Raw genomic sequence first — 24945 nt, 5'->3', positions numbered from 1 at the left:
CACAACTTCTTAACAAATTGCTGTATCGGTAAAGGCGAAGCTTTGATAAGGAGGAAGATGATGAAAGTAGGAAGACTCGTTGCCCTTTCATATTTTACGGGCATGACGGTAGCACTGTTGGCGGTAGCGCTCTTCTGATCCATTGAGGTTGCCATGGGGGGCATTCCCTCAACCCCCTGGATGTTGCGGCAGCACTCTTTTGATCCGTGGAGACGCCAGGGGAAGTACTCCTCCTGCACTTCCCCTGAATCTTTGTTCTTGATCTCCAAATTCCTTCGGGGATTCTGGATTATTTGCAAAAGGAGCTGGTGATGGCTACTGCAGTTGAAAATAGAGTAGTAGATAAGGCAGTGAAGGCAAGCAGTCCTACTTACGACATGTCGGAATGGTATGACTCCAAGTTCTACAAGCTGGGTCTGCTGCCGATACTGGGGCTGGCGGTTTTCTGGGTCTGGTTTCAACGCACCTACGCCTATTCCCACGGGATGGACTCCATGGAACCGGAGTTCGAGCAAATCTGGATGGGACTATGGCGCTTCCAGATGATACTCTGGCCCACCATGGCCGCCTTATACTGGGGTTGGCTGTGGAAGACCCGCAGCACCAAGGAGGAATTGGCCAGCCTGACGATCAAGCAGGAAATCAAGCGGTACTTCTATTTCCTGATGTGGCTGGGGGTATACCTGTTCGGCGTCTACTGGGGATCGAGCTTCTTCACCGAGCAGGATGCTTCCTGGCACCAGGTGATCATCCGTGACACCAGTTTCACTCCCAGCCATATTCCTTTGTTCTATGGCTCGTTCCCGATGTACATCATCATGGGCGTATCGATGTACATCTATGCCAGCACGCGCCTGCCACTCTACAACAAGACGACCTCGTTTCCGCTGGTGATGGTCATTGCCGGTCCGATCATGAGTCTCCCGAATGTCGGCCTGAACGAATGGGGCCATGCCTTCTGGTTCATGGAGGAACTCTTCAGCGCACCGTTGCACTGGGGCTTCGTGGTACTGGCCTGGGCCGGGCTGTTCCAAGGGGGCCTCGCCGTCCAGATCATTGCACGTTTCTCCAACCTCATGGACGTGCAATGGAACAAGCAAAGCCGGGTGATCTTGGATAACGTTAATTAAGTTTTAATCCAGTTGTAACTGCTGGCAGCACACCCCATCCGCTTTCACAGGGATGGGGTTTTTTTGTAGGCGCCTCAATGGACTGCCCTCGGACGGGTTACATGAAACGGCGCTGCTTGAGAACCTCAATGTGCCAGCTTCAGTATGACAGGCCATCCGATTTCAAACAACCCTGCCAAGACAAGATAGGCCCAACTCATGATGACTCTCCTTCGAAATCGAATGGAAAGCTGCGGGCAGGTCAGCAGCCTCGCACTGCAGCACCAGAAATTCTCTGTTTTTTAGCATGGCCCTGACTGCCTGCAAGCCCTCGCTTTATCATAGCGTTCGAAGTTCCTTAAGAGAATGGCAAGGCAGCAGTTGCTTCATAAATTTTGGTAAAATATCGAGTTTTACCTTGATTTGCCCCGACTATGGCGCTTCTGGAAATCCGTAATGTTACGCGGCGTTTCGGCAGTTACACTGCGCTCGACAACGTCAGCATCGATGTGGAAGCCGGCGAGTTTTTCACGCTGCTGGGCCCGTCCGGTTGCGGCAAAACAACGCTGCTGCGGATGATAGCCGGGTTCGATCTGCCGGACTCCGGTCAAATCCTGCTGGATGGCAAGGATATGGTAGGCATCCCGCCGGAAAAACGCCCTGTCCATACCGTGTTCCAGACCTATGCTTTATTTCCGCATATGACGGTGGCGGACAATATTGCCTTTCCCCTCAAGATGGCAGGGAAAGCGCCACAGGAAATAAAAAAAAGGGTGAATGAACTGTTGGAGCGGGTTCACCTGCCGAACTTCGGCAATCGCTTTCCACACGAACTCTCCGGCGGGCAGAAACAGCGCGTAGCTTTCGCCAGAGGATTGGTGAATCGACCACGACTGCTCCTGCTCGATGAGCCATTGGGCGCACTCGACGCAAAGTTGCGCGAAGAGATGCAGATCGAGCTGATCAATCTCCAGAAAGAAATCGGTATTACCTTTATTTTTGTCACTCATGCACAGGATGAAGCGCTGGCGCTATCGCATCGCATCGCGGTGATGAACCGAGGCAATGTCGAGCAGATAGACGAACCCTCTAAAATCTACAGTGCCCCGAGAAATCATTTCGTTGCAGATTTCATCGGCAAAATCAGCGTGATGAATGCAGCGGTTATGGAAGCTGTTCCGTCTCATCTGAAACTCGCGATAGAAGGACTGGGAGAGGTAACGGCGCCGGCTAGGGAGGGTGTGGAGGTGGGCGACAAGGGCGTGCTGGCCATCCGGCCGGAGCAGGTGCGAATTTCTCACCCGTCCAATGAATCGCAGCTAAAAAACCATTTCCGCGGCAAAGTGCATGACTTTCTGTATGTCGGCGACGTAACCACTTATATTGTGGAACTCGTCAACGGTGCCTATATTGAAGCTTTACTACCAAATTCCGCTCCTGGCCGGGCCAAGTTTTTCGAGGTGGATGACGAGGTAACGATCTCCTGGCGCCACGACGCGGGCATTTTTCTCAATGATCCTCAATGATTAAGAGCGAAATGAAAGAAAAGCAGCTTGCCCGGCTGCTGGTGAGCGCGCCACCCCTATTGTTTCTGATAGTGTTCTTTGTTGCACCCAGCCTGATCATGATTCTCACCTCGTTTCGCTTTCCGGGTGAATTCGGTGGGCTGGCGCCTGTTACACCACCGTCGGACAAAGCGATTGGCGAATATGGATTCACCTCGGACGCTTATCAGTTCTTTTTCAGCGACTTCATCTACACGGAGATCTTTCTCAAATCGTTCGCGGTTGCGTTCGGCACGACCCTGATCTGCCTCATCCTGGCTTATCCATTGGCGGTACTGATTGCCCGCAGCAGAAAACACTTGCGCAACCTGATGGTCCTGTTGGTGATACTTCCATTCGCGAGCAATTTCCTCATCCGCATCTACGCCTGGATGATCATTCTCGGCCCGGAATCCGCGCTCAGCCACTTTGTCAACACCGTTCTCGCCGCGTTCGGAATCGCCCCGGTCACGTTATTATTCTCGCCTTTTGCAGTATTGGTCGGCATGGTGTACGTACATCTGCCCTTCATGGTGCTGCCTCTCTATACCAATCTGGAGAAGCACGACCCCTCGCTTCTGGATGCGGCACAGGATCTGGGTGCGAATGCCTGGCAACGCTTCTGGCGGGTTACCTGGCCGCTGTCCCTGCCGGGCGTATTTTCAGGGTCCGCGCTGGTATTCATTCCGGTGCTGGGCATGTTCGCCGTGCCGGACATATTGGGCGGCACAGGCGATATCCTGATCGGAAACCTGATCAAGGATCAGTTCCTGGGCACTCGCGACTGGCCTTTCGGTTCTGCATTATCGATCATGCTGACACTGGCGGTACTATCCGTAGCAGGCTTGACGACATGGTTCGCCCGTTCCGCAAGCGGCCAGCGGGCGACATAGCGTGAAGCGCGGCAATCCCTGGTTGTGGTCCGCGGCCGTGCTGGTTTACGCCTTCCTTTATATCCCGCTGATCATCGTAGTGCTGTACTCGTTCAACGATTCCAGGTTGAACGCTGAATGGGTCGGCTTTACCTTGTTCTGGTACAAGGCGCTGTTCAACAATACCGAAATGCTGCTGGCGGCACGCAACTCGCTCATCATTGCGCTTTGCGCCAGCTTCTGCGCTACCCTGCTGGGCACGATGTCCGGCCTGGCGATACACCGGTACAAGCTCAGGGTATTGCCGGTCCTGGTATTCACCCCAGTGGCAATGCCCGAAATCCTGCTTGGGGTATCGATCCTGCTATTCTTTTTGCAGGTCCTGAATTTCACGCTCGGAATGGTGTCCATCATCATTGCGCATACTACCTTCTGCATTGGTTTCGTTGCCATCATCGTGCGGGCGCGGTTGCAGGGAATGGATGAAAGCATTTTCGAAGCGGCGCGCGATCTGGGCGCATCGCCGTGGCAAACTTTCCGGCTCGTCACCTTGCCGCTCATCATGCCGGCCGTGGTCGCAGGCGCCCTGATGTCGTTTACCTTGTCCATCGATGATTTTGTCATCACATTCTTTACCAAAGGTGTAGGCGAACCGATTCTGCCGATCCAGATTTATACGATGATAAAAGTGGCGGTGACGCCTGAAGTGAACGCCATCTCGACATTATTGATGTTGCTGACATTGGTCATGATCATCATTGCCGCGCGGCTTGAATCAAACGCCTCCTCGGAAGAGAGCACGAAACCTGGCAAGACGGTGAAATAAGCGGTGAAATAAGCGGCGGAATAATGAACTCTCCACGACTCCTTTTTTTTCTGCTGGTATCACTGCTCACGTTCGCCGCAGGGTGCTCTCCCCAGAATCCGGATGCGGGCAACAGCGGCAAAAATGTCCTGCACCTGTTCAACTGGAATAACTACATTGCGCCGGAAACCGTTGCGCGCTTCGAGAAATCCTGCAAGTGCGACCTGTCGCAGGATTATTATGCCGATAACGAGGAAATGCTGGCGAAGCTCGCGGCGGGAGCCACCGGTTATGATGTTATCGTTCCTACGGGGAATGCGATCGACACCCTCATCCGCCAGGGAGCGCTGAGGCCGCTGGACAAATCGCTGCTGCCCAATTTCAGGAATATCAACCCCGCCTATCTCGATACGACCTTCGACCCCGGTAATATATACTCGGTCCCCTACGCCTACACGCTCTCCCTGCTCGGCTTCAATAAGGAGAAGCTGGAGCAGCTTGGTCTGCCGACTGATACTTGGGCAATTATCTTCGAGCCCAAATATCTGGAAAAAATCAGGGGACGGGTGACCGTGCTCGACAGCCAGCGCGAGCTGATGGCCGCCGCGCTCAAGTATCTGGGCTATTCCGTGAACGACACGGATGAGAGGCATTGGCAGGAGGCCGCCGATCTGATCGTACGTGCCAAACCCTATTGGGCGGCCTTCAGCAATACCAGCTACATCAAGGAACTGGCAGTGGGAAATCTGTGGGTGGCGCACGGTTATTCCAACGACATGTTCCAGGCGGCGCTCGACGCCCAGAAAACCGGACGAAAATTCACGATCAGCTATTCGACGCCCAAAGAGGGAGCGGTGCTGGCAGTGGATAGCATGGTTCTGCACAAAAGCGGCAAACGCCCCGATCTTGCTCACCAATTCATCAATTTCATGCTGGATGGAAAGAATTCCGCCGAACTCACCAACCTCATCGGTTCGGGCAATCCCAATCTCGATGCTTTGCAATACATCCAGCCCGGGATTGCAAGCAACAAGGCCATTTTTCCCGATCCGGAACTGATTGCCCGGCTTGAAATGCTGCGCGATCTCGATCGCAAACAGCGGCGACTGCTGAGCCGCTTGTGGACAGAAATTAAACTGCGATAATCGTTATAATTTCTGCTCATCCATTCAAGACAAAAACCATGAGCTACTACCATCGGCATGTATTTTTCTGCGTGAACCAGCGTGAACCCGGAACCTTGTGCTGCAATAACTTTAGCGCCCAGGCGATGCGCGACTACGCCAAAGAGCGTATAAAGGCACTCAAGCTGGACACTAAAAACAAGAGGATAAGGATTAATAATGCAGGTTGCCTGGACCGTTGCAATGAAGGTCCTGTCATCGTTGTGTATCCCGAAGATGTCTGGTATACCTACGTGGACAAGGAGGATATCGATGAAATCATCGAAGAGCACCTGAAAAACGGCCGTGTGGTCGAACGGTTACGGATCTGATCCCCGTGTATGATATTGCTCCTTTGATTCACGACCTTACGTACATCCATTGACTGCGCATAATTCCCAAAACCTGTCCAGAAACCTGTTCATTGACGGTCCGGCGGGAAAGCTGGAAGCGATTCTGGCGGAGCCGGCTTCGCCTTCCCCGCGAGGGATTGCCGTCATCGCACACCCTCATCCGCTCTATGGCGGAACCATGAATAACAAGGTAGTCCATACCCTGTTCAAATCCTTCCTGGAGCTCGAGTTTATCACGGTCAAATTCAATTTCCGGGGTGTGGAGCAGAGCGAAGGTCCCCTCTATTCAGGCAACGATGGTCTGGGAGAAGTCGATGATGTAGTGGCGGTGGCGGAAGCTGTAACAGCGGAATATGCCTCCCGTTTCAACTCTTCTCCGCCGTTGTGCCTGGCGGGATTTTCATTTGGCGGTGCAATCCAGGTTTTCGCCGCGCAACGACTCAAGCCGCAACAGGTCGTCCTGGTCGCCCCAGCGGTGGAACGCTTGAACGCCCCTTCCCTCTCCTTTCCGCAGGATATGCAGGATGTCCAATCTCTGCCGCGCGTGCTGATCATTCACGGCGATCAGGATGACGTCGTTCCGCTTAAAACCGTTCTGGATTGGGCTGCCCCCCAGGAATTACCCATTGTCGTTGTCCCTGGCGCAGAGCATTTCTTTCATCGGCGCCTGCATATACTCAAACGCCTCGTCCTCGATTCCTGCCGCCCCTAGAAATTTCTTGATGAGGGGCGGGTTCTACCCGCCCTGCGATCTGCTGCACCATCCACCACCACTGCTATCACGATCAGATCAATGAAGCGGACGGCAAATCAAATACAATTCAGTACCATTGAACGGAAGTTGTCAAAAAAACCCATTTCCTTCGACAGATTAGCGACGTTCGCCCCGGCATCGAGAAACTTATCCTCGTCCCGATAATTGTGATTGTCAAAAATGGTGAGATTAGCCTTGGGACCGACTTTGACGCTGCGAACCTTGTTCTCCCAATCGTAGCCAAACGGACCTATCAGTCGAGGCAAAGTGACGGGGCCGCTTAAAAACAGGCTGTCGCCTTGAAAATTCTTCTTGTCAAAAAATTTCACCCAACACCCTCTGTTTTCGAGTTCTGTTGAAACCTGAACTGGAACGAACGTCAATACGGGAACCTCAATAGTCATCTTCCCACCTTTGGCTCCGGGATATTTGCTCTCGACCTGTTCCGACTTTTTATTCACTATCCGCTTGTCAGAATGCTCCTGCGCGCTGAGCCCGGCTGAAACAGACATGCCGAACACCAATGTAACTATGGTCAGTAAACTACGGGAGTTTTTCTTTACCAGAATATTCATGTTATCCTCCTTGAAAACAGAAATCTGAGGATTGCAATCAGATTCGATTAACGAAGATAAAAATAAACCAGTAGACCCGGCGTTCCCCATAGAAGAAAAGAAGGAACGATGCAGGTCATTCTGCCGATTCTAGTGACAGCCCCCCACATGTTCCGTTCGCTTTCACACATAACTGATCCATACCCCCGAGGGGATGGACAACAGGAGAAAGCAATCGTGATTCGCCCCTCTATCGACTGCAGAACTTTTCTGTTGATCGGGTTATCCCACATGATGAGTGGTGAAAGATAAGAAGTATGTATTATGACGCTGACGTCTCGATGTCTGACGTTACTGGATCCCACTGGCTGCGCTTCCAGCAGCGTAGACCGGGCTATGATCTCTTCGGGTGCCTTGCCATCATTCCCATTTTAACAGTCCAGTTGCGAAGGATTTATTCACAGGTTCTCTGGGAGGAAGAACTGGCGGATAAGGCAGGGTGAACCCGGATATAGCCGGGAAGAGCGAATTGATCTTTCCGGAAAAACCGGTTTACACTGGCTGGAAACTGTTCGTAGAAAATGACGAGTCGGGAATTCTTATGCAGCGTCTGCTTATCCTATCCGGCATACTCCTGTTATTGGCGGGATTATTGTGGCCCTGGTTGTCGAAGCTGCCCTTTGGCCGTCTTCCCGGAGATATTGTCATTGAACGCGAGAATTTCAGACTCTACTTCCCGCTCACCACCGGGCTGCTGGTGTCGCTGGTTCTGTCGTTTCTGCTGTGGTGGTGGACCCGAAAATAAATCAGGGGAGAAAATGTGAGTTTATATGAATCGATGGTGTTCTGGTTTGTGAAGGAATTTGCCAAGGCTATTCTGGGCCTCGCCCTTGTGCTGGGAATAGTGGTTTTCCTGTGGTGGATCAACACAGAGGACTGAATCTGGCCGCTGCCGGTGCTAGTGCGTTTCAAGTTTAGCTGGAAGCCGGTTGCGGCTTTTCCTTTTCTTCCGGTAAAGCTTTCCTGACCGCATCCTCCGCCAGGGTGGATTCCGGCCAGGATGGAGGCTTGTCAATGAGGGGTTTGAGAACCGGTACCAGTTTCTTCATCACCTGTGTGGAAAGTGCCGAGGTAAACGTATAGTTTGCTGCATCCACCCCCGGTACGAATGCAGTCATGGTCCCGAAAAAACGGTCGCCGATAAAGAAGACAAAAGTTGCAGAACGGTTCACTACACGCGATTCCTTGATGACTCCGGGTGAAGAAAACGTGATATGACGATGGTCACCCGTGCCGGTTTTCCCGCCAATCAGGATTTCCGAGCCATCCTCTTCCACCATTGCATGCGCCAGCCGCGAAGCCGTACCCACCGCTACCACCTTGGTCAGGACACTGCGCACCGTTGCCGCCAGTTCGGGAGAAAATACTCTTTCACCCTGGATGGGTTTCTTCTCGACGATCGTCTCGAAAGGCGTGTCGACTGCAAAGCGCAGGCGTTCGATCAGCAGCGTGGGCACCCGGACGCCATCGTTGAGGATGACACCCATAAGCTCGGCAAGGGCTGCGGGGTGATCCGCGGAGCTTCCTATTGCCGTGGCGAGCGATGGCACGAGGGAGTCGAAAGGATACCCGAGGCGTTTCCAGCTGCGGTGAATTTCGAGAAACGCCTCGACCTCCAGAAGACCGCGGATACGCACGTCCTGGGAGTTTTTATGGATGGTATTGAACAGCCAGTGATAGACGGCAATGCGCTCCCCGGCACTCGCGTCGATTACCTCCTTATAGTCGGCTGCCGGATGCAGGATAAGGTAACGCGCCAGCCATAGTTCCAGAGGATGAACCGTGACGATGTGACCCTGATCCGCCAGCGAATATTTTCCTGGTGCATAAGCCTCGTACAGATCCTCTAATCTATAAGTATCCAGCTGTTTGAACCGGGGCAAATGCGGCGTCATGAAGGCCACGAATTCGACCAGACTGGAAGCTGGGTAAATATAGCGGTAAGCTGCCGCGAGACGCCGGGGTGTATGGCGGAAGCTGGAAAAGAATATGTCGCTCACCTCACGCGGATCAGCGGCCTTGTCTTTGTACTTCAGGTAAAAACGGTTGATGAACACCCTGCCTTCCTTGTCGGCAAAGCGCCGAAGGTATTCTGCCCGGTCGGAATTACTCGCATCCCTGAGTATTTTGGCGGACGACCCTCCCACCTGGAACATGTAGTAGCGCACGATATCCCGCATCAACCGGATATAAACGAGATTTACCGAGTTGGTCGTGGCCTCACGCACGCTCATGATCCTGTAGTTGTCTTCGGGCTTGAAATTATGGAAGACATGCTGGCCTCCGCCGGTAAAGAAGCGCTCATAGGGGCTGCCGGAATACTTGCGCTCCATGGCCGCGTTCAGCATGGCTTTCAAGCTCTTGTCCCTGCTATGCAAAAGGTAGTCGATTGCCCAGCGGCTGAGCGCGTCGCTCGGATCGACCTCTTCCGCGCGTAACACCTTCGGTTCCCAGGTTGCATATTTTCCATGCAACACCTCGACAATTTCGAGATAACTCACGAGTGTTCTCAACTTGGCTGTGGAACCCAGATCCAGCTTGGTCCCCTTGTTGATATCGAGAGGCTGGTCGAAATTGTCAGCGAGAATACGGAATTTGGCTCCGTCAGGAGTCAATTCTGAAAGCGTGAAGCTATAGATGACTTTGGATGGATCTTCTTTCCCCAACAGACGATGGCCATGCAGTCCCGCCGCTACCGCATTTATCGGATCCCTCAACTGGCGCAGCATTTCGGTGGTTTTTTTCTGCAGCTCGATATCGAGCGTGCTCTGCACGGACAGATCCAGTCGGTCCAGGTCATATAGCCCCTGTAACCCGAGCTGTGACGCAAGGCGTACTCGAGCCGCGTTGACCGCCTTCTGGGCGGAAAAATCCTTGATCTCCTCCAGCTTGAAGGCATCCCGAAACCGCAGAGGTTGCCCAAGAGCAGCATCCCTGAGCCTAGGCGGAATCACTTTCACCTGGGTGAGCACGCGCAGATAGGCATTGGTGAGTTCGCCCAGCTCCTGGCGGCCGGCCAGCAGATAATAGGAAGGCCTCCGCTGCGCGATCATGAGGCTCAGTACGTGCTTGTAGCGCGCTGCGGCTTCGACAAATTCGGCTTCGTTCCGGTATTGCCAGTTCAGGATGCGGTTGGTTTCGTCGAAATCGAGCCCATACCAAGCCCAGAGAGCGTCACCGATTCCATTCGTTTCTCCGAATCCGAGAGCGCCCGCAAGCGGAACGGTATTAAGATAGTCCACCACGATCTGTTTGCGGACCGCCAGCGTGTCGTCCCCCTGCAGGTAAGCACGCACGGAGGCGGAAGCAATCTGCCGGAACTTGTCCCCGCTGGTAAGCGTCAGCCCGTTGGGAGAATGGCGGTACTTCTCGATCTGCGTTGCAAGCGTACTGCCGCCGGGAACGTCATGGTCGGAATTGAAAACCTGAATCCCTTTGTCCAGGATTGCCCTGCCGAGCCGGGGCCAGTCTATGGCGGGATTTTTTTTCGACTGGGTCTCATCCAGCAATTCGCGGTTTTCAATAAACAGAAGACTGCTCGTGATCACCGACGGAACGGATTCGAATTTGTCATACACTCGTCTCGGAAACGACACGCGGTATAGCGATTGTCCGTTGCTTCCGGTTATTTCGAGGCCCGCCTGGGATTTTTCTCGATACGGCACGAACACGCCCCGCCGGACCAGATCCTTCATCTGCCTGGAAGCATGCGCCTGCGCCTGCACCTCGAAACCATGTTTTTCCAGATTCTGAAGCAACCCGGGCAGGCGGCTATAGCCCAGACGAATATCATACGGTCCGGTCTGGGAACGAGCGAGTTGCGTGAAGTCTTCATCCCGACCGCTTCTTATCTCCCACTTCAGATCACCGGCCAGCTTCGACAGACGCCATGCCTGATACCAGGATGTTTCTATTTCCCGGTGGGCAAGAAAGACTGCAATTGAAAGCGCAGCAAAAAGCAGGATTAATACGCGGGGAGTGAAAAATCTGAGCGCACGCCGCACAGTAGGAATCAGCAAGGGTAAAAATACAACATTACTGTTTTATGGATATTAACCAAACCATGAAATGCAGCATTTTCCTCGACTTATTCTCTTTTTTGAATTCGTGTCGAATCTCTGATCAAAAGGATTGTTAAATTTTTTCGCCGCTTATTTCGTTTCCGGGGGGCAAACCTGCCTCCGGCATTACGGACATGATAAATAAGCGGATATCGAACTGCAATGTTTAAGACAGTCAGCAGCAAGGCTGATTCCGCAAAGCCGATATATACCGGAAATAGTCCGTCGAGACGATGAAACCTTCCCCATCAAACCTGGCGTGAGTGCCGCAATATGACATGCGACAATTTGTCACATGCGGCAATATGCCACATTCCTAATTCCCAAGATTTGCTTTACATTCCACCTCAGCAGCTATACAGGGGGTGTCAACATTCTCCTGGCCGCGAATGACAAGCTCCTCCCGGTTTTTTCCCGGCACGAGGCTTCACTTCGGGTTTCACGTCGATATGCATTCCGCCTTCGAGCAAATGACTCCGTCATTTACAGCATTGATGGTTGCTTTGGCTCTGTTGCTTGGGCCTGCTTGCAGCAATTCACAGGAATTCGATGAAAACAAGAAAAATGATAAGAAGAAAAAACACAGCATCCGCACTATCTGCGGTTTTGACGATAATCTGCCCCGGTTTTGCCATGGCGCATGAAACTGAACTCACTCCGATTGTGGTAACCGCCAATCCGATCATAGATCGCGTTCGTATCGACGGTTTTTCCAGCACATCGGCAGTCGTCACCGAAAGCCAGTTGCACGACCAGAATGCATTCGATCTGGCTGCTGCATTACGGCGCACGCCCGGCGTCCAGATATCGCGCTACAACCCTGTGGGCGCATTTGGCGGGGATCAGGGCGGCGCGGTTTATATCCGCGGGATGGGCGTCAGCCGGCCCGGCAGCGAAATCAAAACCTACATTGATGGCATCCCATTTTACATGGGGGTCTGGAACCATCCCCTGCTCGATCTTCTGCCAGTCAACGGCATGCAGGCAATCACAGTATATAAAAGTCCGCAACCACAAATCAACGGGAACAACTTTGCTTCAATCAATCTGGAAACCAAGCGCGCTATTGAAGACGGCCTGCATGCCAGCGGCAGGATATCCGGAGGCTACTTCAGCACCTTCATAGAGCAGGCGGATCTGGTGGGCCGTTACGGAAACGTGGATTTCATGCTGGCGCAAGGCCATGCCCAATCGAATGGACATCGGCCTAATGCGAACGGCGAGCTGAACAATGTAATGGGACGCATCGGGATGCGCCTGAACGCCAATTGGTCAATGGGCACGAGCTTCCTCTTTGTGGACAATCAGGCACGCGATCCCGGAGACAACCGTCTCCCGCTTCCAGCTGTAGCGCCTCGGTACAACACCCAGGCGGGAATGGTGACTGCCTTCGTATCGCATCGACATGATACGTGGCGTGGCGACCTGCGTTTTTATTACAACAAGGGGGAAGGCAACTGGCTGCGTCAAGCGGGGCTGGATGGCGATACGCTCACCAATTTTGAAATGATCGGCATGCGCTGGAAGGAAGAATTCTCCTTGTGGAAGGGAGGTGCGATTGTCGGCGGTCTCGACAGTGACTGGATTTCGGGCGATGTACAATTCAACCGGTTGCCGCCGGCTCCACGAGACAGTTTCGATACGCCGACTTTCCGTGTTACATCGCCTTATGTGGCATTAAGCCAGAAGATCGATCTCAATGAAAACTGGTCGCTGGTGCCGTCGGTCGGGATACGTGTCTACGATCACAGCATGTTCCGCACAAGAACCTCCCCCCATGCGGGCCTCTCCCTGATTTCCGAAAAGCTGACGCTCTTCGGCAATGTTTCACGCGGCATCAACTATCCGGGTCTGGAGGCACCTGTTCTCTCCTTCGTGATTCCACCACTGGGGCAGACATGGAAACAGCTGTCCGCGGAAGAACTCAACCATGCGGAGATCGGTATGAAACTGACGCCTATCGACGCGACGCAAATCGATCTCAGCCTCTTTATCGATCAGGTAAAGAACCGGTTCATCTTCGGCTTTCCGCCGAATGTTCCGCCACCGCCTCAATTCCTCAATCTCGGCACTTATTCGATCCGGGGTGCCGAGATTGCGATCAGGCAGAATATCGGACGTCATTGGACGATATTCGGCGGGCTGACCTTGCTCGACCCCACCATCGACAACTTGCCTTATACCCCGGCAAGGGCGGTTACAGCCGGTCTCAACGGGCAATTCGGAATGATTCGCGTGACGATCGATACCCAGTACCAATCCAGCGTACTGGCGCTCAGCCGCTCCCGCGCAGCCGGGGCGGCGAATACCGAGCGGGTCGACTCCTTTGTAATCATGAATGCGCGTGCCTCCCACCCATTGCCTTTCCTGGGCAAGAAAGGAGAAATTTTCGTGGCCATGGAAAACCTTCTGGATGCCAGTTATGCCTACCGTCCGGGTTATCCCATGCCGGGCCGATGGGGACAAATCGGCATAGCCGCAAGCTTCTAAGAAATGATGATCCTTTGACTTGAAGATGGAGGTTTCGAATGCAGCTATCACCGCTGGTACATCCCTCGGAAGAATTGAGTAAAGAAGAAATTTCGCGCTACAGCCGCCATCTGCTGATTCCGGATGTCGGTCTGGAAGGGCAGCAGCGTCTCAAGAACAGCAGGGTCCTGGTAATCGGCGCCGGAGGCCTGGGCTCGCCGACGCTCCTCTATCTGGCCGCAGCCGGCGTGGGAACCCTGGGTATTATCGATTTCGATATTGTCGATGAATCCAATCTGCAGCGGCAGGTCATTCATCGGCAGGAGGATATCGGCAGACCCAAATGCAGGAGCGCGCGGGACTCGGTCAAGGCCCTGAATCCCTATATCCACGTTCGGATTCACGATGAACGCCTCGAAACAACAAATGCTATTGACATCATATCGGACTACGATCTGGTAATAGACGGAACGGATAACTTCTCCACCCGCTATCTCGTCAATGATGCCTGCGTGCTGGCTGGAAAGCCCTATGTCTGGGGGTCCATTTTCCGCTTCGAAGGGCAGGCCTCCGTCTTCTGGGAAGATGCGCCAGAGGGATGCGGCCTGAACTACCGCGACCTTTATCCCGAACCCCCGCCGCCCGAAATGGCCCCGTCGTGTGCGGAAGGCGGCGTGCTGGGCATACTGTGCGCATCCATCGGCGCGATCATGGCTACCGAGGCCATCAAATTGATTACCGGTCTGGGCAATACGCTGCTCGGCAGGCTTGCTGTCTACGATGCCCTGGATATGACCTTCAGATTCATCCTGCTGCGGCGAGCCCCGACCAGGGTACCGATCACCCGGCTGATCGATTACCAGGCATTTTGCGGACTCCCGCGGTCAACAGCGGACAGTAAACCGAACATACCCACGATCAGCGCTCTGGAATTGAAAGAGATGCGGGAAAGCAGCGTAGCCATGCAGCTTATCGATGTTCGGGGAATCCAGGAATGGAACATCGTGCATATCGAAGGGGCAAATCATATTCCCAAGGACAGAATGATGTCCGAGGAAGTTTTATCCCGATTGAACAAGGATGAGCTCATCGTGCTTCACTGCAAAATGGGCATGCGGTCCCGGGATGTTCTCATGGAGATGCGCAAATGGGGCTTCACGAACGTCAAAAGCCTGGATGGCGGAATCCTGGCGTGGATCAGGGATGTGGATCAGACGTTGCCAAGCTATTGAGCGAGTCGTCACTGCGGGTAGAGCTCCAACCGACATACCCGGACATCGGGCAGAGTCTGGGCTACCTGGCAATCCGTATGCGAAAACCTCCGGATTCCGGATCAGGTCCGGAATGACGGAATTATATTTTTCTCGACCGGGAATATGCCGATTAATGTCAACGTCATGGAGGACAAGAATCATGCTGACCATACACGCCAAGCTCGTTGAAGCAATGCTTGCTCAGGCACATAAAGATCATCCTTTCGAAATCTGCGGCGTCATTGCCGGGCCGGAAAAATCGAATCTTCCCCTGCGCCTCATCCCGATGCGCAATGCGGCCGGGTCGGAAACATTTTTCAAGTTCGACCCGCAAGAGCAGTTACAGGTCTGGAGAGAGATGGAGACACGTGGCGAAGAACCCGTCGTGATTTATCACTCCCATACCCACACTCCAGCCTATCCAAGCCGTACCGACGTGCAATACGCGTCCCAGCCCCAATCCCATTATGTCATTGTTCCAACCGATCCCGCATACGGAGAAGAAATCCGCAGCTTCCGCATCCTCGATGGAATGGTCACCGAAGAGAGAATCAGGATGATAAATTCATATAAGGCGGAATGGGAATTATCGATGGGGGCAATGGTAGCTTAGGAGCCTTTTAAAAAGGGCTCCTGAAAGGGACCGTCTGAACGATTCGATTCTTCGCAAGCAGGTTGATCAGGAATATTGGCAGGTGGTAACGGGATTCAGGCACGCGTAAAAACGCCTGAATCCGCCAATCAGATGAGCGCGATACGCTTTTAGATTGAATAAGGGCGTTAATGCGAATTGAAATTCTTATTAATACTTTTCGTGTTTAAAGCCAACTATGGAGAAATAAATATGCCGATAACCATAAGTATCCCCACCATACTCAGACCCCTTACCGACAACCAGAAGCGTATCGAAGTGGATGGCTCCAATGTGCTCGATGCCATCGAACGGATGGAACAGCAGTACCCCGGCGTCAAGGAAAAACTGATCACCGGGGGCCAAGCGCACCGCTTCGTCAATATCTATGTGAACGACAACGATATTCGCTTTAGCGAAGGCCTCTCGACCAGGCTCACTGACGGTGACTTGCTGACCATCCTGCCTGCCGTTGCAGGGGGTTGAGTCCGAAATTACTCCTGTCCCGTGAGAAACATGAACATGAATCGAACATTGACGGGTTGTGTGATAAAGGGTCCGAAAAGCATAGCCCTTGATTTTGCCCCCATAGCCTCCTCGCTTCTTTATCAGTCCCAAGCATTGGGGATGCAAACCTTAGCAGATGAGAATTGTGCAGGCGATGAGACATTGTGCTTCGAATTCGAAACACCCCACACCGCCCCTGTCACATGTGAAATCACCCGGTGGGAAGATCCTTCCCGGCAAGCCGCCGTAAGCGAAAACATCATGCAGGCAGCATGCGGGTTGATGTCGGTGCACGGGCGAACCCATCGACAGCCGAAACCTCTGGGGCTGAACTACGTTTCGACCTTGACCGCGGCACTGGCGCTTCAAGGCAGCATCGCCGCTTCCATTGGCCGACTGCGGGGACTGCCTGTTTCCAGCAGTACTGTCTCGATGGCAGCCGCAGGCTTGTTGAGCATGAGTCAGTATATCGCCGGGGCGACTGCTTCGGAGTCCCCTGAAACCACAGTAACCGCCCGCCCCCTCCCTGGTTCGCCCCCTGCTTGCCCTCCTTTTGTCTCCCTGGACGGAGTCACTTTTGAACTCGAAACACTTGACGCCGGCCCGTGGCAAAAATTCTGGTCAACACTGAGTGTAAGTTCAGCAGCGGCGGGAAAAGGATGGAGAGCTTTTCTGCTGCGGTACGCCCGGGCGGCATCGCCATTGCCGGATGAACTGCTCCTCGCTATCTCGAAGCTGACCTATCACCGGATCTCGCAAGTGTGCGCGAGAACCGGCATGGCTATCTGTCCTGTCCGCTCGATCGATGACAGGGCACAGGACGACGATGCCAGACAAATCTGGCAGCAAGGCCCGTGGTCATTCTCGTCGTTCTCATCCGGACCAAAACCGAATGGAGACTACCTGCGCCCCGCGGGCGGCGCATTGCCGGAGGATGATCTGCCGTTAAGCGGATTCACGGTGATCGAATCATGCCGGCGCATACAAGGTCCTCTCGCCGGGCATTTGCTCGCACTCCTCGGGGCAACCGTTATCAGGATAGAGCCGCCAGGCGGCGATCCGCTGCGAGGAATGCCGCCCATGGCTGCAGGTTGCTCCGCGCGTTTCCAGGCGCTCAACCGTCTCAAGACGGTGCGCGAAATCGATATCAAATCCGCAGCTGGAAAAACAGAAATCAGGGAGCTGGCACGGCATGCCGATATTTTTCTGCACAATTGGGCGCCTGGCAAAGCGGTACTGCTCAATCTCGATCATGGCGATCTGGCGGCAATCAACTCCTCCCTGATTTATGCCTATGCGGGTGGATGGGCCACCGATTGTGCCGAGCACGTCTCTTCAAATTCAATGCCCGGAACGGATTTCATGGCTCAAGCCTATTCGGGAGTGGCAGGAAAGGTCGCAGGAGCTGGCAGCAGCCGTGGCGGCTCCTTGTTCACCGTCCTGGATGTGCTCGGAGGCGTGGTAGCGGCTCAAGGTGTCACGATTGCACTGCTTAACCGGTACATGAACAATGTGGGCGCGAAGGTCACTTCCTCGCTCATGAGCGCAGCAACACTTTTGTGTGCCGAGGATTTCCGGGATATATACAGTTTGCCGGCTTCCGGTTCAAAACCTTCGACAAGTATCATCAATGACGTTTACGCCACAAGGCAGGGCAGGATTGCAATCGAATGCCCCGATGTGGATACGGTATTACGGCTCGCGGAAGTCCTCGACCTTACCGCCGGCATTGAAAACAATGGCTTCCAGCGATGCTTGAGCGAAGTGTTCCTCTCGAAAACGGCTGACCAATGGGTTGAACTCTTCCAGCACGCAGGCATTCCCTCCGCCGTCGTCATCGAAGATCTTGCCGACCTGCAAACCCTGGCGCATCTGCAACCAGGGCTGACTCCCGGTTCTTATACCCAAGTCAATTCTCCCTGGAGATTTAAATGAACCATTCCGGCATCCTGGATATGGTCCCCGCCGAGGTCCGCGCGCAATGGGCCCGGCAGGGAATCTATCCGAATAAATCCCTGTACGAGTTGTTTTGCGAGCGAGTGGAACAACACCCGGATAACCCGGCGGTAATATCGCTCGACCATACCATCAGTTACGCAGCGTTGCTGGACAAGGTCCATCGCCTGGCAACCAGTTTCCAGGAATTGGGCATTGTCGCGGGCGATGTAATCTCATACCAGCTTCATAACGACTGGCGGAGCTGCGCGATCGATCTGGCGGCGGCCGCGCTTGGAGCCATCGTGGCGCCTTTTCCGCCGGGCCGCGGCCGCCTCGATATCCAGTCCCTCCTCAGACGCTGTGACGCCCGTGCAATTATTGTCGAGCGCGAATATGGAAAAACCGACCTTTGCGAATTGATCGAATCCATACGGCCCACTTTGCTTTCACTGCGCATCCTCGTGGTCGATGGCGCAGCCGGAGACGGTTGGCACGCACTGGATGAATTGTTGCGAGCCGACTCCATTGAACCGGACCTGCCGGCAGTCTGCCCCGATTCACCTGCCCGCTTCCTGATCTCATCCGGCACGGAATCCGAGCCCAAGTGGGTTGCTTATTCTCACAACGCGCTGGCGGGCGGACGGGGCCGTTTTCTGCAACGAATTCATCCCGAAGGGAAGACTTTCAGGGGGCTTTATCTGATGCCGCTCGGCACCGCGTTTGGGTCCACGGCGACATTCGGGGTTTTATCCTGGCTGGGCGGCTCCCTCATTGTCCTGCGGCAATTTGACGTTGCAGCCGCTGTTCAAGCCATCGCGGAACTGAAGCCTACGCATATATTGGGCGTTCCCACGATGTTTCAACGCATTGCCGCAGACCCCGCATTGGCGCAGACGGATACGTCCAGCCTGGTTGCCATCATCAGCGGCGGCGCGAAAATCGATGAAGCCTCCATTCGCCGGTGTACGGAGGCGTTCCGATGTGGATTCATCAGCTTGTATGGTTCCGCCGATGGCGTCAATTGTCATACGACCCTGGATGATGACCTGGAAACCATTATCAGGACGGCAGGAAGGCCCAATCCGGAAATCTGTTCCATTCGTATAATCGATGACCAGAAGCAGGAAGTACCGCAAGGTTGCATAGGAGAAATAGCGGCCAAGGGTCCGATAAGTCCCATGCAGTACGTCAATGCCCCGGATCTCGATGCCCTGTACCGTGGCCAGGAGGGATGGGTGTATACCGGTGACCTCGGCCTTATTGATGAAGACGGCCATCTGGTGCTATCCGGCCGCAAGAAAGACATCATCATTCGGGGCGGCGTCAATATCAGTCCCGCTCAAATTGAAAACATTGCTGTTTCCCATCCGGCGGTTGTCAGCGCAGCCTGTGTTCCGGTGGCCGACGCGGACCTGGGACACAGGGTTTGCCTCTGTCTCGTCACGAGAGAGGGAGCGGAACGTCCGTCACTTTCCCAGTTCACCCGTTTTCTCCATGAAAAGGGCCTGGAGACAAGCAAGCTTCCCGAATACCTGCGCTATTACCGCCAGCTGCCCCTCAGCCCTGCGGGAAAAGTCGACAAGAAGCGGCTGACTACCGAAGTCGAATTCACGGAACATCCCGCCCACCGGAGTCATCCCGAATGGGCACATTGATGCTGCAAGCATATCAGGAGCAAGCATCCTCCCATACCGAAGCAGCCCGATCTCTTTCGTGCGAGGTAAGAAAGTTCGTCGACAAGGTAATCATCCCTTGCGAGCCGCGCCTGGCCGAGGGAGGGGACTCGGCAGCGCAGCTGCAATCGGAATTGACCGAAAAAGCACGGCGTGCCGGCCTCTGGGGCCTGTTTTTTCCGCTCTCCCACAGCGGAAAAATTGCTTCTCTTGAAGATTACCTAGTTGTAGCCGAGCAGGAAGGGCGCTCAGAGTTCTCATCCGCGATCTTTGGCAGCCATTCAGCCCTGGATGCGCACATGCTCCTGAAGTTCGGCAGCGATGAAATCCGCAGAAATTTCCTGGAACCCATGGTTGCCGGGGAAGCCACTCCCAGTTACGGCATGACCGAGCCCGATCATGGCGGCTCGTTTCCCACGCTGATAACGACTTCCGCTCATCTATCGAACGGAAACTGGACGATCAATGGCAGAAAATGGTTTGTCGGCAATGCGGATCGTGCCACTTTTGTCACGGTCCTGGCGCGCACTGGCAAAGAAGAAAGCGATACACGCCAGACGCTCTCAATGATCCTTGTTCCCACGAACTCGCCTGGATTCAGTATCGAGCGCCAGATTCCCATACTAGGGCGTTTTCTGGGCCAGGGTGAAATGTCTTTCACCGATGTGCAGGTCCCCGAATATAACCGGTTGGGCGAGAGTGGCAGTGGCATCGAACTGATGAGTCAACGGCTCCGTCTTGGCCGTCTGCTTCGCGCGATGAACTGGGTGGGATTGGCGCAACGATGCTTCGACCTGATGGGCACGCGCCTCAATTCCCGCCGCGGCCTTTCAGCCCGGCTGCCGCACAAACAGCTCGTACGGCAGCATATTGCCAACACCTATCAGGCTATTGCAAGTGCGCGCGAATTGATCCGCATCGCTGCCCGGGGAATTGATATTCAATATCCCAGCGATGTGCGGATCAATGTCGCCAAAATGGCTGCGTCACAAGCACTCTGCATTGCCTCCGATTCAGCGGTGCAACTTTATGGTGCTGAAGGCATCAGCGACCTCACGCCCCTCTCAGGAATTTACAGGATAGCGCGCACGTCGCGAATTCTCGACGGCACCGACGAGTCGCTTATCAGTTCGACAGGCCGCCGGCTCATCGACTTCTTCAAGGAAGAGGACGTTTATCACTTTGGCTAAATCACTATTTGCAGCCATCTGGTTCAGGATTGTCCTGGTATTTGCCATGGCCCTGCCAATGCTTGTCTTGTATGCCATCAGCACGCTGGGACCATTCCTCGTGCGCGATCTGCGCTTCGAGGCCGAACTGCTGGGTTATCTCGTGATGAGTGCATTCGGCATCGCCGCCATTCTATCGCTCTGGGCAGGCGCGTTCGTGGACCGGATCGGGACACGGCAAGCGCTTGCAGTACTTTTCTTCGCCGTAGCGCTTGCTTTTGCGCTGATTGCAACGGTTGAAGATTATTACTCGCTGGTTGCAGCGGCTGCCATTTGTGGAGTCGCCCAGGCGCTGGCAAACCCGGTCACCAATTTACTGATCGCGCAGCACGTTTCACCGGAGAAAAAGGCGACAGTCGTAGGACTCAAGCAATCCGGCGTTCAGCTTGCGGCGCTTTTTGCAGGTCTGGTTCTTCCCGCCATCGCAACGCAATACGGATGGCATGCCGCATTCGGCATCGTTGTTCCGGTAGCGATACTGTTCGGAATTATGACACCCTTCATCGCTTCGCGGAAACCCTGGGGAACCCGTAAAGCTTTCAGAGTCCCGCCGCCAAATGTACTGCTGCTGCGTTTGATGGCCATCCAGTTTTGCGTGGGTATAGCGCTCTCCGCTTTCGTTACGTTCCTGCCGACCTTTGCCGTCCGACAAGGCATGCCGCTGTCGACGGCGGGAAGCTTGATCGCCGTCTTCGGGGTGATGGGGATACTCTCGCGGATAACATTGACCCCCCTCGGTGCCAGAATGAGAGACGAGTCGCTGCTTCTGATTGTGCTCATTGCCATTGCAGCTTGCGCACTCGCAGTGACGATGAGGGCCAATGTGGACAGTCATTGGTATCTCTGGGCAGGGGCTGTGGGAATGGGCCTCACCGCCGTCGGTACCAATGCAATTGCAATGAGCATGTTGATCAGGGATACCGCATTTGGCCCGGTAGCAACGGCATCGGGTTTTGTTTCAGTCGCTTTCTTCGGCGGCTTCGCATCCGGCCCGCCCCTTTATGGCGGGTTTTCGAATTATTTCGGCAACTCCCGGTCTTCCTGGGGCTTGCTGATCGGCGTGCTCTTGTGCGGGTGCCTGATGGCCCTGGGACTGGCTTCTGCAAGACGGCGCAAGGCGCCAACATCGGCGCCAGCTGGCGCGGTTCACCGCGCGACTACCGCAAAGGTGTAAGAACCTGTGAAGCCATGAATCCAATAACTCCCATGATCTCGCGCAGGAGTAATTCAGGCAGCGCAAGAAGACAGTTTAGTGTTTGTAGCTAAGGATAACCGTCGAAGACGATCAAGATGGAAAATCCTTTGCATCTTGATCTGCCTCATGTTTCAAGCCACGGGAGCACGGACCGCAGACGGCATCAAACCATAGGTCAGGTTAAAGAATATCTGCGGCTGATGGGCGAGCTGTATGGCAGCCACGAGACCTGGAATTTTTTTCGACCAGACCCGGCAATCGATAACAACAACGATTATGGCTTGTGGGCGGCGCGGGCAAGATTGGGCGCCCTGCTCACCACGCCCTATATCGATGGCTATGCGCAAGCCCAATATATCGGTTTATACAGCCTTCCGGACGATGCGGTTGCATCTCCCGGCGGCCCGCTGGGACTGGGTGGGGCCTATTTCCTTGCCAACCAGTCAACGAATGCCAGCAACGTTTTTCTGAAACAGGCTTATCTCGACTTGAAGTTCAGTTCATTGGGGCTGGCGGGAGCGTTACTTAAAATCGGCCGGTTCGAGTTCATGGATGGCATGGAATATACAACAGGCATCGGCAAGTTCGACGGCCTTAAACGGGCGCGTATCGCCCAACGCCTCCTTGCCTCCAACGTCGTCCATGTAGGTCGAAGCTTCGACGGCTTTACCGCTGTTTATGACCGACCCGGGTTCAATGTAACGGCCGCCGGGATACGTCCCACCCAGGGCGGGTTCACCGTCCAGGGGCAAAAAGAAATCGGCGACATCAATCTGTTTTATACGGCGCTCACCAGCAAGAAGGATACGCTGCTCCCAGGAACAGAAGGCCGCCTCTTCTACCTCAATTACGATGACAAACGCAATACACAGGCGGTGGACAACCGTCCTGCCGCAGAACGGCCCAGGCTTGATAACCAGAACCTGAATCTCCATACCATAGGCGCGCACCTGCTCACCCTCCAGCCATTAGGCTCGGGCAGCATCGATGCCTTGTTGTGGGGCGCTTATCAGTTCGGTGACTGGACCAACCAGGACCACCAGGCGTGGGCGATTGCGGCAGAGGCCGGATATCAATGGACGGCTCTTCCCTTCCAGCCATGGCTGCGAGCGCTCTATTTCAGAAGTTCAGGCGACGACAAGGCCAATGACGGCACGCATAAAACCTACTTTACTGCCCTTCCCAGCGGGCGCGCCTACGCCAAACTCCCTTTCTACAACCTCATTAATATGCAGGACGCATTTCTTCAGATGATCGTCTCGCCCACTCCGAAAACCAGGGTAACAATCGATCTGCACCATCTGTCCCTCAGCAATTCGAGTGATCTGTTCTATTCGGGGCTCGGACCGACATCCCGCTCGGGCGCATTCGGCTACTCGGGTCGCCCCTCCGGCGGCAAAAGTGATGCAGGTCAATTGGTGGACATCAGTTTCACGCACACGCTCAACAAGTACTTGTCATGGCGGTTCTATTACGGCCATGCATTCGGCGGCAGCGTGGTCAGGAATTTTTATCAGGGCAAGAAAGATGCGGACATGGTCTACATCGACTTCAGCCTGGTTTTTTGAAGCAACCTTTTTACTTGATCCCTTATGCACATGCTTGAAAAGACCCGATACAGCATCGAGGAGCAGTCGTCAGGCATCCTGTTGAATCATGCAGAAATGAAGCAGGCACTGGAGTTGCTGGTACAGCGCATGGGGACCATTCATTCGAGCTGCGCGAACAGTTTTCCGCTTTATTCGCTCCGGGTTGCCGATCGATGGATCTTATCGTCAGGCGGTTCCTGGGTCGGAGGATACTGGGGAGCGTGCTGGTGGCTTCGATCACGGATAACAGGCGCCCTGTCCGATCGCCATAAGGCTGCCGCCATTTGCCAGAGGGTGTCTCCAAAAATCACAACCGACTCCATTAACCGAAACCTCATATTCTGGTATGGGTCTGCACTTGGCGATCTCTGGTTCGGTGACGCAAAGGCGCGTGGCCTTGCCTCGGCCTCCATTTCCGCGATTGCCTCTTCCTATGATCCGGAAATGCATTGCGTTCCACTCGGTAGAGATATGGGAGGCGGAAAGGAAGGCAATCAACTCATCTCCGTGGACTCGCTTGCTCCCCTGATCCAGCTTCTGAATCACAGTGGGGATAGTGCTCATCATCAAGTCGCGCGTACTCACGCAAGCACCCTGGCAGGAGTGTGCGGTACCGGGAACGGCGCATTTCACCCCGGCGCGCGCTTCGCTGACGGGCACTTTCAGCCAACGGGACCGGCAGGCGTATGGTCTCGCGGTCAAGCATGGGCCATGCTGGGCTTAAGCCGGGCAGCAGCACTGTGGGGAGAACCTTACCTGACCTGCACGTTGCGCGCGTGTGAATACTGGAAGCGCTCGCGGTCGGCGTCCCTGCCCCTGAATCGGCTGGATGATCCATCAGGTCTTGCCGACCCTTCGTCCTCGGTCATCGCGTCCCTCGCAATGCTCACCCTCGCTGAACTGCTGGTGGACGGAACCCGATGGTGTACTTCCGCCCATCGGGAGATTGCCGCGATCGTTCGAAGCGATTACTTCACCGGTTTTCATGAAAGCGGCAACCGTGCAAAAAGTGGCGAGCCGCCCTCCGGAATATTCTGGGGCTGCTGTTATAAGACCAACAGCAACAAAGAGGAAATGGTCGAGTCTGCCTGGGGCAGTTTTTTTCTCATGGCCGCTCTCTGTGTTCTGCTGAATATGCTGAAGCCGGACGAGTTCTAAAAACACTGCTGAATCGAGCAGCATCTGG

Annotated in this window: 21 protein-coding genes; 19 read left to right on the top strand and 2 right to left on the bottom strand. The window is 54.4% G+C overall.

Annotation, left to right across the window (positions count from 1 at the left end):
* Positions 1–311: 311 nt before the first annotated feature.
* The 7 genes from BMW46_RS09485 (at position 312) to BMW46_RS09455 (ending at position 6558) form a co-directional block, all read left to right on the top strand.
* A complete protein-coding gene (locus BMW46_RS09485) occupies positions 312–1130 on the top strand; it encodes a methane monooxygenase/ammonia monooxygenase subunit C (protein WP_074707728.1) in 819 nt (272 codons plus the stop codon).
* A 413-nt stretch (positions 1131–1543) separates the two neighbouring features.
* Entirely contained in the window at positions 1544–2635 is a 1092-nt protein-coding gene (locus BMW46_RS09480; RefSeq protein ID WP_074707725.1) for an ABC transporter ATP-binding protein, read from the top strand.
* Positions 2632–3546: an ABC transporter permease gene (locus BMW46_RS09475; protein WP_371113502.1), complete on the top strand. Its 915-nt coding sequence runs from the start codon at positions 2632–2634 to the stop codon at positions 3544–3546. The genes BMW46_RS09480 and BMW46_RS09475 overlap by 4 nt, the downstream gene beginning before the upstream one ends.
* Position 3547: 1 nt before the next feature.
* Entirely contained in the window at positions 3548–4351 is an 804-nt protein-coding gene (locus tag BMW46_RS09470) for an ABC transporter permease (protein ID WP_074707722.1), read from the top strand.
* A 23-nt stretch (positions 4352–4374) separates the two neighbouring features.
* Positions 4375–5475, top strand: a complete 1101-nt coding sequence (locus BMW46_RS09465) for an ABC transporter substrate-binding protein (RefSeq protein ID WP_074707720.1) — start codon at positions 4375–4377, stop codon at positions 5473–5475.
* A 38-nt stretch (positions 5476–5513) separates the two neighbouring features.
* Positions 5514–5825, top strand: coding sequence for a (2Fe-2S) ferredoxin domain-containing protein (locus BMW46_RS09460; protein ID WP_074707718.1), 312 nt, complete (start codon positions 5514–5516; stop codon positions 5823–5825).
* Positions 5826–5874: 49 nt separating this feature from the next.
* Complete coding sequence (locus BMW46_RS09455; RefSeq protein WP_074707715.1) at positions 5875–6558, top strand: alpha/beta hydrolase; 684 nt, start codon at positions 5875–5877, stop codon at positions 6556–6558.
* A 98-nt stretch (positions 6559–6656) separates the two neighbouring features.
* Here the strand turns inward: BMW46_RS09455 and BMW46_RS09450 are convergent, their stop codons facing one another.
* The gene (locus BMW46_RS09450; protein WP_074707713.1) at positions 6657–7175 is read right to left on the bottom strand and encodes a beta/gamma crystallin domain-containing protein; all 519 of its coding nucleotides are present in this window, start codon (positions 7173–7175) and stop codon (positions 6657–6659) included.
* A gap of 320 nt (positions 7176–7495) precedes the next feature.
* On the opposite strand from BMW46_RS09450, the gene BMW46_RS15385 reads away from it, so the two are divergent.
* The gene (locus tag BMW46_RS15385) at positions 7496–7657 is read left to right on the top strand and encodes a hypothetical protein (protein WP_177171073.1); all 162 of its coding nucleotides are present in this window, start codon (positions 7496–7498) and stop codon (positions 7655–7657) included.
* On the top strand, positions 7654–7959 hold the full coding sequence (locus BMW46_RS09440; protein WP_256377029.1) for a DUF2905 domain-containing protein: 306 nt from the start codon (positions 7654–7656) through the stop codon (positions 7957–7959). Before BMW46_RS15385 ends, BMW46_RS09440 begins: the two co-directional genes overlap by 4 nt.
* Before the next feature lie 169 nt (positions 7960–8128).
* On the opposite strand, the gene BMW46_RS09435 is transcribed toward BMW46_RS09440, so the two are convergent.
* Complete coding sequence (locus BMW46_RS09435; RefSeq protein WP_074707708.1) at positions 8129–11233, bottom strand: transglycosylase domain-containing protein; 3105 nt, start codon at positions 11231–11233, stop codon at positions 8129–8131.
* A 591-nt stretch (positions 11234–11824) separates the two neighbouring features.
* Here BMW46_RS09435 and BMW46_RS09430 point away from each other — a divergent pair.
* The 10 genes from BMW46_RS09430 to BMW46_RS09385 all read left to right on the top strand — a co-directional run bounded on the left by BMW46_RS09430 (position 11825) and on the right by BMW46_RS09385 (position 24917).
* Positions 11825–13765 (top strand): TonB-dependent receptor, encoded by a 1941-nt coding sequence (locus BMW46_RS09430; RefSeq protein WP_177171072.1) that lies wholly within the window; start codon positions 11825–11827, stop codon positions 13763–13765.
* A 38-nt stretch (positions 13766–13803) separates the two neighbouring features.
* Complete coding sequence (gene moeB / locus BMW46_RS09425; protein ID WP_074707703.1) at positions 13804–14976, top strand: molybdopterin-synthase adenylyltransferase MoeB; 1173 nt, start codon at positions 13804–13806, stop codon at positions 14974–14976.
* A gap of 181 nt (positions 14977–15157) precedes the next feature.
* On the top strand, positions 15158–15610 hold the full coding sequence (locus tag BMW46_RS09420) for a M67 family metallopeptidase (protein ID WP_074707701.1): 453 nt from the start codon (positions 15158–15160) through the stop codon (positions 15608–15610).
* A 231-nt stretch (positions 15611–15841) separates the two neighbouring features.
* A complete protein-coding gene (locus BMW46_RS09415) occupies positions 15842–16114 on the top strand; it encodes a MoaD family protein (RefSeq protein ID WP_074707698.1) in 273 nt (90 codons plus the stop codon).
* A gap of 141 nt (positions 16115–16255) precedes the next feature.
* Positions 16256–18070: a CoA transferase gene (locus BMW46_RS09410; protein WP_256377028.1), complete on the top strand. Its 1815-nt coding sequence runs from the start codon at positions 16256–16258 to the stop codon at positions 18068–18070.
* Complete coding sequence (locus BMW46_RS09405; RefSeq protein ID WP_074707693.1) at positions 18067–19728, top strand: AMP-binding protein; 1662 nt, start codon at positions 18067–18069, stop codon at positions 19726–19728. The genes BMW46_RS09410 and BMW46_RS09405 overlap by 4 nt, the downstream gene beginning before the upstream one ends.
* Positions 19716–20936: an acyl-CoA dehydrogenase family protein gene (locus BMW46_RS09400; protein ID WP_256377027.1), complete on the top strand. Its 1221-nt coding sequence runs from the start codon at positions 19716–19718 to the stop codon at positions 20934–20936. The genes BMW46_RS09405 and BMW46_RS09400 overlap by 13 nt, the downstream gene beginning before the upstream one ends.
* Complete coding sequence (locus BMW46_RS09395) at positions 20929–22149, top strand: MFS transporter (protein WP_081355758.1); 1221 nt, start codon at positions 20929–20931, stop codon at positions 22147–22149. The genes BMW46_RS09400 and BMW46_RS09395 overlap by 8 nt, the downstream gene beginning before the upstream one ends.
* Before the next feature lie 116 nt (positions 22150–22265).
* Complete coding sequence (locus BMW46_RS09390; protein ID WP_081355757.1) at positions 22266–23738, top strand: alginate export family protein; 1473 nt, start codon at positions 22266–22268, stop codon at positions 23736–23738.
* A 24-nt stretch (positions 23739–23762) separates the two neighbouring features.
* Positions 23763–24917, top strand: a complete 1155-nt coding sequence (locus tag BMW46_RS09385) for a glucuronyl hydrolase (protein ID WP_256377026.1) — start codon at positions 23763–23765, stop codon at positions 24915–24917.
* Positions 24918–24945: the final 28 nt, after the last annotated feature.

Origin of the sequence: Nitrosospira multiformis, from assembly GCF_900111585.1 — a bacterium.
Taxonomy (GTDB): domain Bacteria; phylum Pseudomonadota; class Gammaproteobacteria; order Burkholderiales; family Nitrosomonadaceae; genus Nitrosospira; species Nitrosospira multiformis_B.
Note: the sequence above shows the minus strand (reverse complement) of the source record. Positions and strands in the feature narration are given on the sequence as shown.

Coding starts and splice junctions, on each gene's coding strand:
- BMW46_RS09485 (WP_074707728.1), top strand. CDS start 312: ATGGCTACTGCAGTTGAAAATAGAGTAGTAGATAAGGCAGTGAAGGCA.
- BMW46_RS09480 (WP_074707725.1), top strand. CDS start 1,544: ATGGCGCTTCTGGAAATCCGTAATGTTACGCGGCGTTTCGGCAGTTAC.
- BMW46_RS09475 (WP_371113502.1), top strand. CDS start 2,632: ATGATTAAGAGCGAAATGAAAGAAAAGCAGCTTGCCCGGCTGCTGGTG.
- BMW46_RS09465 (WP_074707720.1), top strand. CDS start 4,375: ATGAACTCTCCACGACTCCTTTTTTTTCTGCTGGTATCACTGCTCACG.
- BMW46_RS09460 (WP_074707718.1), top strand. CDS start 5,514: ATGAGCTACTACCATCGGCATGTATTTTTCTGCGTGAACCAGCGTGAA.
- BMW46_RS09450 (WP_074707713.1), bottom strand. CDS start 7,175: ATGAATATTCTGGTAAAGAAAAACTCCCGTAGTTTACTGACCATAGTT.
- BMW46_RS15385 (WP_177171073.1), top strand. CDS start 7,496: ATGTCTGACGTTACTGGATCCCACTGGCTGCGCTTCCAGCAGCGTAGA.
- BMW46_RS09430 (WP_177171072.1), top strand. CDS start 11,825: ATGAAAACAAGAAAAATGATAAGAAGAAAAAACACAGCATCCGCACTA.
- moeB (WP_074707703.1), top strand. CDS start 13,804: ATGCAGCTATCACCGCTGGTACATCCCTCGGAAGAATTGAGTAAAGAA.
- BMW46_RS09420 (WP_074707701.1), top strand. CDS start 15,158: ATGCTGACCATACACGCCAAGCTCGTTGAAGCAATGCTTGCTCAGGCA.
- BMW46_RS09415 (WP_074707698.1), top strand. CDS start 15,842: ATGCCGATAACCATAAGTATCCCCACCATACTCAGACCCCTTACCGAC.
- BMW46_RS09410 (WP_256377028.1), top strand. CDS start 16,256: ATGCAAACCTTAGCAGATGAGAATTGTGCAGGCGATGAGACATTGTGC.
- BMW46_RS09405 (WP_074707693.1), top strand. CDS start 18,067: ATGAACCATTCCGGCATCCTGGATATGGTCCCCGCCGAGGTCCGCGCG.
- BMW46_RS09400 (WP_256377027.1), top strand. CDS start 19,716: ATGGGCACATTGATGCTGCAAGCATATCAGGAGCAAGCATCCTCCCAT.
- BMW46_RS09390 (WP_081355757.1), top strand. CDS start 22,266: ATGGAAAATCCTTTGCATCTTGATCTGCCTCATGTTTCAAGCCACGGG.
- BMW46_RS09385 (WP_256377026.1), top strand. CDS start 23,763: ATGCACATGCTTGAAAAGACCCGATACAGCATCGAGGAGCAGTCGTCA.